This window comes from Microvirga sp. GN3 (assembly GCF_055792825.1).
The window spans coordinates 1-13,045 of record NZ_JBVVAK010000029.1; the positions used below are offsets into that span (position 1 = coordinate 1).

General features: G+C 60.8%; 15 protein-coding genes. 7 read left to right on the plus strand and 8 right to left on the minus strand.

All coding sequences use genetic code 11. The features are described 5' to 3' along the window. Positions 1-158: 158 nt before the first annotated feature. Together ACS5Q1_RS15710 and ACS5Q1_RS15715 are read right to left on the minus strand one after the other, a co-directional pair. Positions 159-995 carry an adenylate/guanylate cyclase domain-containing protein gene (locus tag ACS5Q1_RS15710; protein WP_473099093.1) on the minus strand — a complete coding sequence of 279 codons (837 nt, stop codon included), beginning with the start codon at positions 993-995 and terminating at the stop codon, positions 159-161. Between the two features lie 97 nt (positions 996-1,092). Beyond that, positions 1,093-1,524, minus strand: a complete 432-nt coding sequence (locus tag ACS5Q1_RS15715; protein ID WP_203440767.1) for a hypothetical protein — start codon at positions 1,522-1,524, stop codon at positions 1,093-1,095. A 423-nt stretch (positions 1,525-1,947) separates the two neighbouring features. Between ACS5Q1_RS15715 and ACS5Q1_RS15720 the strand changes: the two genes are divergently transcribed. The 3 genes from ACS5Q1_RS15720 (at position 1,948) to ACS5Q1_RS15730 (ending at position 4,874) form a co-directional block, all read left to right on the plus strand. Beyond that, complete coding sequence (locus ACS5Q1_RS15720; protein WP_473099094.1) at positions 1,948-2,157, plus strand: type II toxin-antitoxin system ParD family antitoxin; 210 nt, start codon at positions 1,948-1,950, stop codon at positions 2,155-2,157. Continuing rightward, the gene (locus ACS5Q1_RS15725; protein WP_473099095.1) at positions 2,132-3,991 is read left to right on the plus strand and encodes a PAS domain S-box protein; all 1,860 of its coding nucleotides are present in this window, start codon (positions 2,132-2,134) and stop codon (positions 3,989-3,991) included. Before ACS5Q1_RS15720 ends, ACS5Q1_RS15725 begins: the two co-directional genes overlap by 26 nt. A gap of 166 nt (positions 3,992-4,157) precedes the next feature. After that, positions 4,158-4,874 (plus strand): calcium-binding protein, encoded by a 717-nt coding sequence (locus ACS5Q1_RS15730; protein WP_473099096.1) that lies wholly within the window; start codon positions 4,158-4,160, stop codon positions 4,872-4,874. Between the two features lie 319 nt (positions 4,875-5,193). On the opposite strand, the gene ACS5Q1_RS15735 is transcribed toward ACS5Q1_RS15730, so the two are convergent. Further along, a complete protein-coding gene (locus ACS5Q1_RS15735; protein ID WP_473099097.1) occupies positions 5,194-5,757 on the minus strand; it encodes a cytochrome P460 family protein in 564 nt (187 codons plus the stop codon). A gap of 329 nt (positions 5,758-6,086) precedes the next feature. Continuing rightward, positions 6,087-6,584 carry a MarR family winged helix-turn-helix transcriptional regulator gene (locus tag ACS5Q1_RS15740; RefSeq protein WP_473099098.1) on the minus strand — a complete coding sequence of 166 codons (498 nt, stop codon included), beginning with the start codon at positions 6,582-6,584 and terminating at the stop codon, positions 6,087-6,089. A 146-nt stretch (positions 6,585-6,730) separates the two neighbouring features. Between ACS5Q1_RS15740 and ACS5Q1_RS15745 the strand changes: the two genes are divergently transcribed. Continuing rightward, positions 6,731-7,126 (plus strand): Ohr family peroxiredoxin, encoded by a 396-nt coding sequence (locus tag ACS5Q1_RS15745; protein ID WP_473099099.1) that lies wholly within the window; start codon positions 6,731-6,733, stop codon positions 7,124-7,126. A gap of 398 nt (positions 7,127-7,524) precedes the next feature. Here ACS5Q1_RS15745 and ACS5Q1_RS15750 read toward each other — a convergent pair whose 3' ends face one another. Then, complete coding sequence (locus ACS5Q1_RS15750) at positions 7,525-7,974, minus strand: helix-turn-helix domain-containing protein (RefSeq protein ID WP_473099100.1); 450 nt, start codon at positions 7,972-7,974, stop codon at positions 7,525-7,527. Positions 7,975-8,041: 67 nt separating this feature from the next. Between ACS5Q1_RS15750 and ACS5Q1_RS15755 the strand changes: the two genes are divergently transcribed. After that, a complete protein-coding gene (locus ACS5Q1_RS15755) occupies positions 8,042-9,247 on the plus strand; it encodes an MFS transporter (RefSeq protein WP_473099101.1) in 1,206 nt (401 codons plus the stop codon). 497 nt (positions 9,248-9,744) lie between these two features. Here the strand turns inward: ACS5Q1_RS15755 and ACS5Q1_RS15760 are convergent, their stop codons facing one another. The 3 genes from ACS5Q1_RS15760 to ACS5Q1_RS15770 all read right to left on the minus strand — a co-directional run bounded on the left by ACS5Q1_RS15760 (position 9,745) and on the right by ACS5Q1_RS15770 (position 11,778). Then, positions 9,745-9,951: a hypothetical protein gene (locus tag ACS5Q1_RS15760; RefSeq protein WP_473099102.1), complete on the minus strand. Its 207-nt coding sequence runs from the start codon at positions 9,949-9,951 to the stop codon at positions 9,745-9,747. A gap of 198 nt (positions 9,952-10,149) precedes the next feature. After that, the gene (locus ACS5Q1_RS15765; RefSeq protein ID WP_473099103.1) at positions 10,150-10,512 is read right to left on the minus strand and encodes a hypothetical protein; all 363 of its coding nucleotides are present in this window, start codon (positions 10,510-10,512) and stop codon (positions 10,150-10,152) included. A gap of 261 nt (positions 10,513-10,773) precedes the next feature. Continuing rightward, positions 10,774-11,778, minus strand: coding sequence for an AraC family transcriptional regulator (locus tag ACS5Q1_RS15770; RefSeq protein ID WP_473099104.1), 1,005 nt, complete (start codon positions 11,776-11,778; stop codon positions 10,774-10,776). Positions 11,779-12,035: 257 nt separating this feature from the next. Here ACS5Q1_RS15770 and ACS5Q1_RS15775 point away from each other — a divergent pair, with 257 nt between their 5' ends. Further along, positions 12,036-12,386 (plus strand): hypothetical protein, encoded by a 351-nt coding sequence (locus tag ACS5Q1_RS15775; RefSeq protein WP_473099105.1) that lies wholly within the window; start codon positions 12,036-12,038, stop codon positions 12,384-12,386. Positions 12,387-12,461: 75 nt separating this feature from the next. Next, positions 12,462-12,839, plus strand: coding sequence for a hypothetical protein (locus ACS5Q1_RS15780; protein ID WP_473099106.1), 378 nt, complete (start codon positions 12,462-12,464; stop codon positions 12,837-12,839). The last annotated feature ends 206 nt before the right edge of the window (positions 12,840-13,045 follow it).

A 13,045-nucleotide genomic window follows, 5' to 3' on the forward strand; every position in this document is an offset into this window, starting at 1 on the left:
TTCTGCAAGCTCAAAGAGTTCAAGCGCATTGCCATGAGAGCCGACAAAACCGACCAAAGCTTCTCCGCCATGATCTATCTCGCAGCCGCCGTCATCAATTCACGATAAATCCCCACAAGCCTTAAAGCACGCCTTGTCAGAACGCGCGAGCTACTCCCTCACTCGCGGCGGCCTGTTCGGTGCTGTTCCTGTCGCTCTTGAGTTGGCTTGCGCCGGAATACCATCCACAAGCCAACGATCAACAGCATCGCGGTCGTGGGCCAATGGAACCAGATTTCGTGCAGGCCACTGAAGGCGTTGATCAGAAATAGAAACCCGCTGATGACAAGGACCGCCGCGACAGGGCGTGGAAGATTGGCGAACCAATCGGAGGACGACCGCACGCCCCTTTTCAGTGGGCGCTCATCCGAAGCCGGTTGCGTGGCAACCTCGTTGACGATGCCATGGCGTTCTTCCATCGTGCCATTGACGGTCACCCGGTAGCTCGTCACGGGAGCTGCCACGTTCTTCATCTGCTGCCGGCCGAGATAATCGAAGCCCACGGACAGCTTGTTGTGGACCTGATCGTAGACCGGGCCGGAGATCAGGATCCCGCCGGGATCGGCCAGTTCCTGGAGCCGTGCCGCGATGTTGACGCCGTCGCCGTAAATGTCCGAGCCGTCGACCATCACGTCGCCGAGATTGATGCCAATGCGGAACCGCATGCGCTGTGCCTCAGGCAGATGAGGGTCTTGGGCGGCAAGCTCCTGCTGGGTTTCAATGGCACATTGCACCGCCTCGACGACGCTGGCGAACTCGGCGATGACGGCGTCACCCCAGGTGTTGACGATCCGTCCGTCATGGCGCTCGATCAGTGCCGCCATGGCGGTGCGATAGCGGCGCAGCGTCTCCAATGTGCTGGCCTCATCCGTCTCCATCAGGCGTGAATAGCCCTCTACATCGGCACACAGCACGGTGGTCAGCCGCCGTTTCAGCTTGTCGGTCATGTCCGACATGATAGCGCCGAACCTTCCGAAAAGCATGAGCCGTCGCAGCTCGCATCACAGCCGCTGAAAAGGCAGCGCCTGGTACCGGGCTGCCGATCGGCCCTCGTCAGGCAGCCCGATTGAACAGCCGTCTCCAGCCCCGCGTCTGGGACTCCGGTTCGACTTCCGCCTCAACCTGCGTCTCAACCTGGGGACTAAGCTTTTCGACGCTTTCGCTGGGCTCCGTCTGGGGCACATGATCTGCTTCGGCTTCGGACACACCCTCGACCACCGGCTCTGCCGCGGGTCGGACGGCAGGCTCCAGGACTTCGATCCGCCCCTCGAAATCGTCTTCCTTCACGTAGGCGATGATGTAAGGCAGGCTCCGAGGGGTTGAGATCTCGTGCCCCAGAACAACCTCTCGGGTAGTTTTGAGCGAGAAACTCAGACCCCGGAAAGTATTGATGTCGTTACGGTCAATAACCCCTTCAACAAAACTACGCGTCGTCTTGGGAGGATAAAAATACACACGCACCTTAGCGCCGACTGACAGCTCCATCTACCTACCTTTTCTTCTTGTTAGGTGGAGAAAATTTCCAAGGCGAACAGCCTACTGGCAAATCGTACTTTTGTTGGGCAGGAGCCGTCGCATAGCGGCGTCCATTTAAACTGACGGCTTTGGAAGCTCTAAGAGTCTGACTCAAAATGCGGCTATCCGCTGCCACCGAGGTGTCTTCCTGGCGCTCCCCGCACCTGAAACGGTGAAAATCTGTCCCGTTTGGGCCTGATTAAGCTTCCTATTCCTGCCAGGATGCAGCCACAGGATGCGTTCCGGGAGTTTTCAGTCAGCCTCTAAGGCCCTTCACTAGGCAATGAATATGAACCGGTTCGGGGACAGGGATAGCCCGGTTGCTACTTGTTCCGCTTGGGGGAAGCCCTATAAGGGTATTAACTTTTACGACCTCGACAGGATCGCCCTCCCGTGCCCGCCAAGTTCGTTCGCAGCGTGTCGCTCACGCGGGAACTAACCGCATTCATCGACGAGAAGATCGGCACCGGCCATTACCGCAGTGCCAGCGAGGTCGTTCGGGCCGCTCTGCGCCTGTTGGCTGAACAGGATCGCCGCGTGGAGCCCAGCCGTCATCAGCAGAACAAGAACAACCGCGATGGACAAGAAGTCACCTCCGTTTGACCCCGCCTTCCTCCGTGGCGGCGAAATGGGCGCGCTCATCGGCGCGTTCGACTGGTCGAAGACCAGCCTGGGGCCGGTTTCCGAGTGGCCGCCAAGTCTCAAATCCGCTGTCAGCCTCCTGCTCCCCGCGAAGGCGCAGATCGTGTTGTTCTGGGGACCGGACTTCATCGCGCTCTACAACGACGCCTACGCGCCGACCATCGGCGACAAGCATCCGCGAGCCCTCGGACGTCCGGCGCGGGAGAACTGGAGCGAACTCTGGGATGATCTTGAGCCGCTACTCCAGAGCGTGCTTCGCACAGGCGAGACGGTCTTCGCCAAGGATCGGCCCTTCTACATCGAACGACACGATGCTCCCGAAGACGTATACTTCGACATCTCCTACTCCGCGGTTCACGATGAGGCAGGCGCGGTGGCGGGCGTCCTGTGCATCGTCAGTGAGACGACTGAGCGTGTCCTGGCGCAACGGGCGCTGGCGAAAACCCAGGAGCGTGTGTCCCATGCCCTCAGCGCGTCGGGAATGATCGGGACCTTCGACTGGCACATTCCGTCCGACAGGTTCTACTCGGATGCGAGATTCGCGACGATGTTCTCCGTCGATCCTAAGAAGGGCGAGAAGGGCGCACCGCTTGCCGACTATCTCGCCGGCATCCATCCCGACGACAGAAGCCGGATCGCCGATGCGGTCAATCAGGCCATCGCAACGGGCGAGAAATACATTCAAGACTATCGCCTTCTGCACCAGGACGGTTCGATCCACTGGATCGAGGCGCGCGGCGAGTGCCTCTACGACAAAGCCGGGAAGCCAATACGATTTCCCGGTGCCGTGGTTGACATCACCGAGCGCAAGCAGGCCGAGGAGGTCGAGCGGTGGCTGGCTGCGATCATCGAGTCGTCGGACGATGCCATCATCAGCAAGAATCTCAACGGCATCATCACAAGCTGGAACAGAGGGGCGGAACTGCTCTTCGGCTATCAGGCCGAGGAGGTGATCGGACAGCCGATCACCATCCTGATTCCAGAGGATCGGCTGGAGGAAGAACCGAAGATTCTCGAACGTCTCCGTTGGGGCGAGAGCGTCCATCACTTCGAAACCGTTCGCCAGCGCAAGGACGGCAGTCCGGTCGAGATCTCGCTGACGATCTCGCCGGTTAGGAACGCCAAGGGCGAGGTCGTCGGTGCCTCGAAGATCGCGCGCGACATCACCGAGCGCAAGCGGGCCGAGCGTCTGCAACAGACCCTGGTGCATGAACTGAATCACCGCGTGAAGAATACGCTGGCGACCGTGCAGGCCATCGCGCGGCAGAGCTTCCGCACGGGCCCGTTGGACATTGGAGCGCGCGAGATTTTTGAAGCGCGGCTGCAAGCTCTGTCCCGCGCTCACGACCTGCTCACACGCGAGAACTGGGACGGGGCCGAAATGGCGGCTGTTGTCGCCCAGGTTCTTGCTCCCTACCAGCGCCAACGCTTCGAAATCGGCGGGCCGGAACTACGGTTGACACCAAGGGTAGCGCTGGCATTGAGCTTGGCGTTGCATGAGTTGGCGACCAATGCGGCCAAGTACGGCGCGCTCTCCGTCCCGACGGGGCGAGTGGCGATTACGTGGACCGTCACGCCCGGCGATCCGCCACACCTCGCCTTGCGCTGGCAGGAGCGTGGAGGCCCTCCGGTGTCGCCGCCAGCCCAAAAGGGTTTCGGATCGCGCCTGATCGAGCGCAGCCTGGCGCTGGAACTCGCGGGTGAGGTCGCCATCACCTATGATCCTGCCGGAGTTGTATGCGACGTGAATGCGCCCATACCCGCCGCGTGGGAGACGGACGTCGAGGCCGCCTGAAAATGCATCTCTATCCGGCTCCGTAAATGCGTTTATCGGCATTATGGCTTTACGAGGCGCCGGGCGTCGCCCCTCAACGGCTGTGAACTGCATCACAGCACGTTCTTCTCCCCTCTGGCATAGGGCTCGCTGAGCAGAAACGCGCTCGCAACCAGAGGAAAGCAGCATGTCCTTTTTTCGCCCCTACTCCAGTGATCTGAGCACTCGTCCCGAGATCAGCGAACTCACCCCACATACCATCGATGGTACCGAGGCCGATGAAACGCTGTCGGGCCGTTCGAGCGATGATACGGTCAACGGCGGCGGCGGAAACGACACCCTGTTCGGCAAGGAAGGTTCCGACCATCTGGACGGCGGACCGGGAGCCGACCGTCTCTATGGCGACGAGGGCCCGGACTATCTCTGGGGCAACACCGAAAACGACGAGCTCTTCGGTGGAGATGAAGACGATACCCTGGGTGGTGAGGACGGCAGTGACCTTCTGATGGGCGGTCTGGGGGCAGACCAAATGATCGGCGGCACGGGTCAGGATACGTTCTACTACAATGACGCGATCAACGAGAGCCCGTCCACTTCTACGCACTCGGACCGGATCCTCGATTTTCACTACAACGGCGATAACGACAAGATTGATCTTCCGATCGCCGGGACGTCCGACAATTTCGTGTGGGAGACCACCGAAGCGACCTCGATGGACGAGGCGCACGCCGAGGCGAACCAGAACCACAGCAACGAGGGCCTGACCTATGTCTACCTCGCCAACGAAACCGACGATACCGGCTATCTGTTGGCGGACCTGAACGGGACCGGCAATTTCGAGACCGGCATTACGGTCGTGGGCGCCGGCCAGCCGGGTGAGTTCAACTCCGACGCCATTGTCTAGAGCATCGGATCGATCCCAAAAGTGGACTCCATTTTTGGGATCGATCCGATGCTCAATCCCTTAAGTAGCGCATCGTTCGGGGCGGAAAACCGGATCCACTTTTTCGCACGATGCGCTAACTCGGAAGTCGCGTGGATGGGGATCGCCCGTCAGGACGGCGATCTCCTTTCTGCTCCCAGCCTAAGCGTCAGGATGCCAAGAGCTTGTTTGGTTCCATCGATGAATGCCCATCTGGACCCTGATGTCGCCTTGCGCAACGTACGCGCCACAATCTTCCGAGCGACTCGCGGAGGGGCCTGAAGCCCGCTGGGGAAGGTGTTCACCGCGTCTGGTACGAGTGAAAAATGAAATCTTTTGCCTCCACGATTGTGTGGCACGCGTGTCCGCAATTGGAGCCTTGTCCATCGGGCGTGAACGTCTTGGATGCAGCGTCATAGTTGAAGTTGGCATATCCCCATCCGCCACTGTCCGGAAATCGCTTGCTGTCCTTTTCAATGAAAGCAACATTCCTCAGAGTGTCCGGCACATTTACGGAAAAGGGTGACTCGGCACTCTTTTTCGGTATCCACTGGATCTTCGCAATCTTCGAGCCGTCGGGGAATTTCGTGCCGTTACCGGGAACGCCGTTTCGATAGGCCTCGATCATCGCCAGATTGGCCATGATCACGTTGAGCACTGCATCGCCCTCGCCCGACATCGCCGGGCCGGTCGCGTCGGTCATCGCGACGGAGACGACCTCCCAGCTTTCATATCCCCTGAAGTCGGAGAATGCGAGTCCATCGGGCACTTGCACCGTGTACTTGTCTTGTGCGGCTATGGCGATACCGCCCAAGACGGCCGGTACCAACGCAACAATCATCAGCGAGGATGGAATTCTCGTCATGCTCATTCCTCCGCTTCGATTTGCAGCTCGACTTCAGGAGCGTTCGTTCAAACGCGCCGACGCGGCACGGGTAACTCCCATCTCTTGTCAAAGAATTTGCTCGCACGCGAAACGCAACATGATGACCGCGTTTGGGTCAAACCGGCAACGCGCTTAATCAAGCAGAAGATTCTGCTGAGCTCTTAAAGCCGGCATCAGCGCCTTTATAAATACACGCCCTAGCAGGCTATACCTCGGCGGCGTGGCGAGCAAGCGGCGGCGTCGGACGCGCCTCGTCCCTTGCCTCTCGCAGTCTCCACCATTCGACGCTCTGGCTGTGTCTCCGCGCCTCAGGATTTAGCCTGCGTGGCGCGCAGGAGATTGTCACGGATTCGTGCCACGGTCTTCTGCGTGGCAGGAAAGTCCGCTCCGAGCCCGATGGCGTCGACCAGCGCCGCGCCCGGATCCGTCTCGAGCAGGTGGCGGCCGGCCGGCGTCAGGCTGACCCGCACCTGCCGCTCGTCGGCGGGATCGCGGTGCCGCCGGAGATAGCCGCTCGCCTCGAGCTTCTTGAGGATCGGCGTCAGCGTGTTGGATTCCAAAAACAGCCTCTCGCCGAGGGCTCCGACGGTCTGGTCGTCCGCCTCGGACAGCGCCACCAGGGCGATGTACTGGGTGTAGGTCAGGCCAAGCTTGTCCAGGAGCGGCTTGTAGGCGCGGCCGAAGGCGAGGTTGGCCGAGTAGATCGCGAAGCACAGAAAATTCGACAGCTTCGGGCCGTCGCCGCTGGCCTGCGGGGCCTCAGGCCTGGGCCTGGTGGGAGTTTGCGGTCTTGGGGTCTGGGGCATGGGCCTCTCCGCGGGTGTCGCTGTTGCCCGAATATAAATCGTATCCGATTAAATCGAAAGTGCTTGACATGCCTTTTCCCGAGGCGTATTTGCATCGCATCCGAATTAATCGGATACGATTTAAACGACACAGAAAGGGTTTCATCATGGCTGCGAACGTCCTCTTCACCGGAAAGACTCACAACATCGGCGGCCGCAACGGCGGCACGCGCAGCAGCGACGGGTTCCTCGACCTCAAGCTGTCCCAGCCGCACCCGGCCGCCGAGAACCTGTTCGGCGCCGCCTGGTCGGCCTGCTACATTGGTGCACTCGAGCTGGCGGCCGCCCAACGGAAGATCACCTTCCCGACCCTGCCGACGGTCGAGACCGAGATCGATCTGATCCGCGACGGCGGCGCCTACTTCCTGCAGGCCCGCCTCAACGTCAGCGTACCGGGGATCGAGCGCGAGGTCGCGCAGACGCTGATCGACGCGGCCCACGCGATCTGCCCGTACTCCAAGGCGACGCACGGCAACATCAACGTCGAGACCAATCTGCTCTGACCGGGATCGGCCGGGCCTGCCACCCAGGCAGGCCCGGTTCCCCGCGAACAAACCGCATCGGGTATCTACGCCACCGCATGCTGGGCGAGATGGACAAGCACGTCCCCTGCCCGTCGCCCGATTACCCCGACCTCAAGAAAAAGGTCACAGCCTCCAAGAGCTGCGTGACCAACTCTTCGCTCATCTCGAACGCATCCAGCGAGAGGAAGGCGATGGCTGAGACGTGCGGGAATGGTGGTTCAAGGATGGTGAGGGGATTTGAGGGAATGACGCGAGGTCCGAGACGTGAACATCAACGGACCTTTGCACAGGCTCACCTGCCTTCCGGCGTTGACCCGAAGTCGACCCTCTTTTCTGAGACACTTCATTCGAGCTGATGCCTGGGAGCTATCCGCTAGCTATTCGCCCAGCCGATGGCTTCCTCGACGTCCGATGCTGGATGTCGGACGGCTGAAGTGTCTGCGCGTCGCCGCTTTCAAGAGCTTGCGGAAGGTTGGACATTCCAGATGCGTGGGGGCAGGACAGTCCGCAACGTGCCGAAGGGCGTCCCGCAGCATCCGTAGGTCAAGCATCTGCCGCTGCAAATCATCTGCCTTGGCGTGCAATTGATCGCGGGGAATGTCGGGCCGGCCGTCCGCACTGAACATGCCCGCAATCTCCGCGAGGGAGAAGCCTGCCGTTTTCCCGAGTTCGATCAGGGACAGCTTCAAGAGGACGTCGGCATCGAATTGCCGCCGTAGCCCATGCCGGCTGATGGATCGGATCAAGCCAATCTCCTCATAGTAGCGTAGCGTCGAGGGCGGCACGCCCGATCGTTGGGCAACCTCTCCGATATCCAGCATCCGCATACTTGACCTCAAGTTGACTTGAAGTCGTATCGTCTCTCGAATCATCAATTTGAGCAAGAGGCAAGCGGTGGCCATCACTACAATCCCGAGACAGACGCAGATCTGGCGAGATCCGCGAGCGATGGCGCTGCTGATGGCGGCATCGCTCACGACCATGGCAAATGCCACGATCAGTCCGGCCCTCCCCGGACTCGAGCGCCTGTTCGCGGATGATCCGCATGCTGCGACGCTGGTACGCCTGCTGGTGCCCGCACCCTCATTCAGCGTCGCCATCTTCGCGCCGTTCACCGGCCTCGTTGCTGACCGATACAGCCGGCGTCAGATGCTCCTTGCAGGGGTCATTCTCTTCGTGATCTCTGGCTGTGCGGGGCTGCTTCTTCCCGACCTTCCGAGCATCTTTGCCAGCCGTCTGGCCTTAGGGGTCGCTGTCGCCCTCATCATGACGGCCCAGACCGCGCTCGTCGGCGACTACTTCACCGGCGACGACCGGAGCACACTGACAGGACTTCAGATATCGGCTCGGAACTTCGGAGGTCTCGCCTTCATCTCGCTCGCCGGATGGTTCGCGATGGTCTCGCCACGTCTGCCGTTCGTCATCTACGGAGTTGCCACGGCCTTCCTGCCATTGATTTGGAAGGCCATCGTCGATCATCCCCGGACCTCTCCCAATACTGATGCCAAGCCGGAGGACAGTGCCCCAGAACTTTCATCATGGGGCTTCGCCTTCGGATTGCTCGTGCTTCTCCAGGCGGCGACGAACATGATCTTTTTTGTCATGCCGACGCAGTTGTCGTTCTTCTTCGAAGAGGCGGGCTATGACAGCCCAGTGATGACCGGCTCAGCGCTCGGCGTCCTGATGCTTTCAGGCGGCAGCCTCGCGCTGCTGTACGGCCGGGTCCGGCGAGCAACAGGCTACGTTGGCGTCTTCACTCTGGGCTATGGCGCAATGGCCCTCGGTTTCTTGTTGCTGGCCTTTGCTGCGACGCCTCTGGCCTGGTTCGCGGCAGCCGCGGCTATCGGTGCAGGCTATGCATTGGTCTCGCCGAGCTTCGTGACCCTTGCCTTGGGGCTTGCTCCGCCCCAGCGGAGGGGGGTGTCCGGCGGTGTCCTGACTGCTTCAGTGTTTATCGGCCAGTTCTGTTCGCCGCTCGTCAGCACGCCCGTGATTGCAACATATGGATACGAGGGCCTCTTCCGCAGCATCGCTGTCCTTGTTGCCGCGATGGCTGTGGGAGTTGTCTTGAAGGGCCGCGCGATAGGGCTGCAGGATTGAAAAGCCGGGACCCCATGTACGGAGTAGCGGTAGTATACAGCGGAACACGGGCTAAAAGAACTCGCCCCCAGATCCGATTGTAGAGAATGTCGGCTTGTGAGCGGCATGCGGACTTTCCGCAGGATAACACCGCGAACCTTCCTTGAAGGCCGCATCGGACCAACGCCGACACTGGAGCGAGAAGCCCTGCATGCTGTCTTCGGCTCCCGCAAATGGTGCCGCATACGGGTGAGAGACGGCGCACATCCTACGCCAAAATCATCAGGTCTATGTGCGCAGCGGTCTGAAGCCCGCGCGAACCTCTTCTGAAAAGAGTCCAACCCTTCCCGGGTCGCGAAATAGCCGCCTCTGGGAAGCTGGCGATAGCGAATAAGCCTTGGATAGGCCCGCTTGATCTAGCGCATCGTGCGGACCCAGAGGGCCGCGCCGAACGATGCGCCACTTATAGGAGGGAGCATCGGATCCACTCCAGCGATCAAGGGTCTCTCCGGCGCCGATCAGACTTCACGGCCTTGATTGCGCCGAACGATCTTGAGCACGAGCAGGACCGCGCCTGCTGCGGCGGCGAGGAGTCCGAGGACGATCAGTCCGGTCGAGTCCCCGCTGTAGCCCAGCGTCATGAGCGCGAGGCCGCAGATGAGGAGGAGAACGCCCCCGAGCTTCTTGATCAGCAGGACGGGCTTGTCGTCTGTATCGTAGGCCATGGCGCATCCCTCCGCATGAGACTAGCGCATCGTGCGGATCCGGAGGGCCGCGGAAACGACGCGCACATCAAAGAAAAGAGCATCGGATCGATCCCAAAAGTGCAAATCCACTTTTCGATCCAAGGCTCTAGACGTGCAACGGCCAACCCTGGGCAAAGGTTCGAAAGCGCCCGGGGCATCGGGACCTGTCGAAATAGATTAGGAAGTGGACAGAGCCTGCTGCAGTTGGGCAGGGTCGATTGCCACCTTCAGGACCGTTCCGCCGAAGTCCAGGACGAGGACGGGTCTTTCGCCGCTCTGCTCGACCCGTGTGCTCAAAGGCTGCACCGGCACGCTTTTGGCATGGTTCGGCCCGGCATCTGCGGCAAAGGTCCGGGGCGGCTTGTCCCGGTGGGTTCGCACCATCTCGTTGAGCAGGTCCGTCACGATGGGGGTGGAATCCACCGCGCCCAGAAGAACCTCGTATTCCTTGCCCGTTTCGGCACGAATGCCCAGAGCGATGATCGCACCATCATCCGACACCTGGACCCGCCACGCCTTTGAACCAATCCGCTTGACCAAAACTCGGTTCCTCCCACTGCACCGCCCATCCGGCGCGGCCCGGGTCGATTCGCCACGGCAATGCGTGAGCCGTCCGGGCCGATGAACTCCTTCGGCTTTTGCGAAGCGATTCAACGTTTCACAAGGCCGATACGATCACCGATAGCCTGCCGGACCGTCTCTCTGTCAATCCCAGCAGCCCCATGACAATACCGAGACGCCCAATCGAGGCGCCGTTTTGCCGAGCGCGAGGTAAGGGATGGGCACTCACGGCCCTGGCGCTCAATACGGATCAGCCTCCATATGACCGTTCGACTGAGCGCGCATTTGCGTCGGCGTGAGGCCGGTCCACCGCCTGAAGGAATTCGTGAAGGCACTGGTCTCCTGAAAGCCCAGCAGCCAGGCAATCCGCGAAACCGAGAGGCCCGGATCCTTGAGGTAGTGATGCGCCAGGTTGAGCCGGACCCTCTCCAGAATGGCGGTGAAGCTCAGGTGCTCCTCCGCCAAACGCCGCGCCAATGTCCGCCGGCTCATGCCGAGGGCTCGCGCGACGTCGTCCACCCGTGCCCTGCCATGCGGCAACAATGGCGCGATAGCGTTCTCCACGCGCGCCTGGAACGATCCTTCGAGCCGCTCGTGCTGGGCCAGGGCGTCCTCACATTGCCTGACGAGAACCTTGTTCAGGTAGGGATCGGCGTTTCGCAGCCGAAGCTGGGCTACGCCGCGTGCGAAGGCGACCTCGTCCGCACCGGCACCAAAGGCAATGGAACAGCTGACGAATTCCTCGATGGCTGTCGATCTCGCGCAGCGAGGGTGGGTCATGGACATGCGGATGGGGCTGATGTCGCGGCCCGTCAGGCGGCGGCAGATCCGCACCATGGCCGTCATCCAGAATTCCATCTGGTGCCGGTCCAAGTGCCGTGGAATGCCGGCATAGTTGAAGCGGATCCCAGCCATGGTCCCGGATATGTAACGCAGCACGATGCTTTCGTTGGCGATGGAGCAATACCGTTCGGCCCGGGTCAGAGCGTCGCCGAGAGCCTCGGACGAGGCGAGAACGTAATAGAGCAGTTCGGCCTGTCGGAGATCGAATTCCTGGGCCAGGTGAAATCCGAGAAGATCATCCTGCAGCGCATCCGCGGCCAGATTCAGGAGCATGACTTGCCCGTCCGCCGCCAGCCAGGCATCGGGATCGTCGATCTTTGCGGATGTGATTCCGGTCTGGTCGAGAAGGGGAGCAGGATCGATGCCGGCCGCGACGAGGCGAGCGACGGCAAGTCTGGTCATGAGTCCGCCCGCACTGGGAGGCACGTTACGGTGTGTTCGCCCGGATGACCGCATCATTCGCCCACGAAGATCCGCGCCGGCGGCATGCTGGTGACCCCATCCAACAAGCCTTTGTCCCACGATAGCAATTCATTCGCAGGATGTCTCCGCTATCAACATTCCCATCGACATCATGGGTAGGGACGGTCGCTGAATTGTGCAGTCCCAATGTGTTCGGCTGTTTGCCGCCGGTTGTCGCAAATCCGATGGAGAGTGGAATGTCCCATCTGCGCACGATAGGCGCGACCGATGCCGTTTGTCCTGAGTTCAACCCCGACTGGATCGAGCAGAAGATCATCCGTGCCTATGTTCAGCTCGCCGTCGGGCCGGATCACCTGGAATCCGCCCGGACGGTGACGGTCGTCCGGCTCGGCAGCCTCGATGTCAGCCTGACGGAGGACGCCGAGGCTGCGATGGCTGGCCTGCCGCCGTTCTGGTTGAAACTCCACTCGCAGACAAGCGGCGCGGAGATCGACAGCATCGGCTGGCATGAGTTCGACGAAGACGAACTGGCTGCCGCCGTCGCGTTCGTCTGGGAAGCCGCTCATTGCCTGCAGACGCTGCATTGATCGAACCGGTCGCGACACTTTCGGGGTTAGCCGGAACTCTCGGCAACCCATGATCGATTCCCTGGGAGCGGCACGATGAAACCTGCATCGCGCAGGAGAGAGGATCCGATCGAGTTCGCCTGTTGCGGCGCCTTGGTGGGTATGGTGCTGTTCGCCCTGCACGACACCTATATGATCACCGCCGATACCTCGGACGGTACCGACTTCACCTGCTTCTTCGTCAGCATGACAATTTTCGTCACCTGCGGCGCATCGGCATTCGCAGCGGCGGTCTGTCTGAGGAACCGTCGATTTCGATCCACTTCCTCCGAGTTATTGCCGGATGAGTGGGTTCGTGAGCGAGCGAACGAGGAAGCGGGATATTTCAATGACGTAATCATTTCCATCCAGTGCCGTCCCCTCAACGAAACAGGCGCAATCGAGCAAGCCAATGGCTCACGAGAGCAAGTCTAGCGTACTCTCTCCCGGCTACCGATCAGCGTCCGGCACGTAGGGGCATGTTGCGTACCGCTGCTGGAGCCCGCCCGCCCGAAAGGTTGTCAAATAAGAGCACCATCGGGCGGGCGGGACATTTCTTTCGAATAATCTTCTCCCGTACCGAATCCCCTCCTCGGATCGGACTCCAACGCCGACAGCGAGCTACAGCAACCCCTCCTCTC

Bases quoted from the DNA above. Each gene is read 5' to 3' on its own strand.
- ACS5Q1_RS15770 (WP_473099104.1), bottom strand. From the start codon at position 11,778: ATGACCAGACTTGCCGTCGCTCGCCTCGTCGCGGCCGGCATCGATCCT.
- ACS5Q1_RS15780 (WP_473099106.1), top strand. From the start codon at position 12,462: ATGAAACCTGCATCGCGCAGGAGAGAGGATCCGATCGAGTTCGCCTGT.
- ACS5Q1_RS15775 (WP_473099105.1), top strand. From the start codon at position 12,036: ATGTCCCATCTGCGCACGATAGGCGCGACCGATGCCGTTTGTCCTGAG.
- ACS5Q1_RS15750 (WP_473099100.1), bottom strand. From the start codon at position 7,974: ATGCGGATGCTGGATATCGGAGAGGTTGCCCAACGATCGGGCGTGCCG.
- ACS5Q1_RS15760 (WP_473099102.1), bottom strand. From the start codon at position 9,951: ATGGCCTACGATACAGACGACAAGCCCGTCCTGCTGATCAAGAAGCTC.
- ACS5Q1_RS15730 (WP_473099096.1), top strand. From the start codon at position 4,158: ATGTCCTTTTTTCGCCCCTACTCCAGTGATCTGAGCACTCGTCCCGAG.
- ACS5Q1_RS15745 (WP_473099099.1), top strand. From the start codon at position 6,731: ATGGCTGCGAACGTCCTCTTCACCGGAAAGACTCACAACATCGGCGGC.
- ACS5Q1_RS15735 (WP_473099097.1), bottom strand. From the start codon at position 5,757: ATGACGAGAATTCCATCCTCGCTGATGATTGTTGCGTTGGTACCGGCC.
- ACS5Q1_RS15725 (WP_473099095.1), top strand. From the start codon at position 2,132: ATGGACAAGAAGTCACCTCCGTTTGACCCCGCCTTCCTCCGTGGCGGC.
- ACS5Q1_RS15740 (WP_473099098.1), bottom strand. From the start codon at position 6,584: ATGCCCCAGACCCCAAGACCGCAAACTCCCACCAGGCCCAGGCCTGAG.
- ACS5Q1_RS15710 (WP_473099093.1), bottom strand. From the start codon at position 995: ATGTCGGACATGACCGACAAGCTGAAACGGCGGCTGACCACCGTGCTG.
- ACS5Q1_RS15715 (WP_203440767.1), bottom strand. From the start codon at position 1,524: ATGGAGCTGTCAGTCGGCGCTAAGGTGCGTGTGTATTTTTATCCTCCC.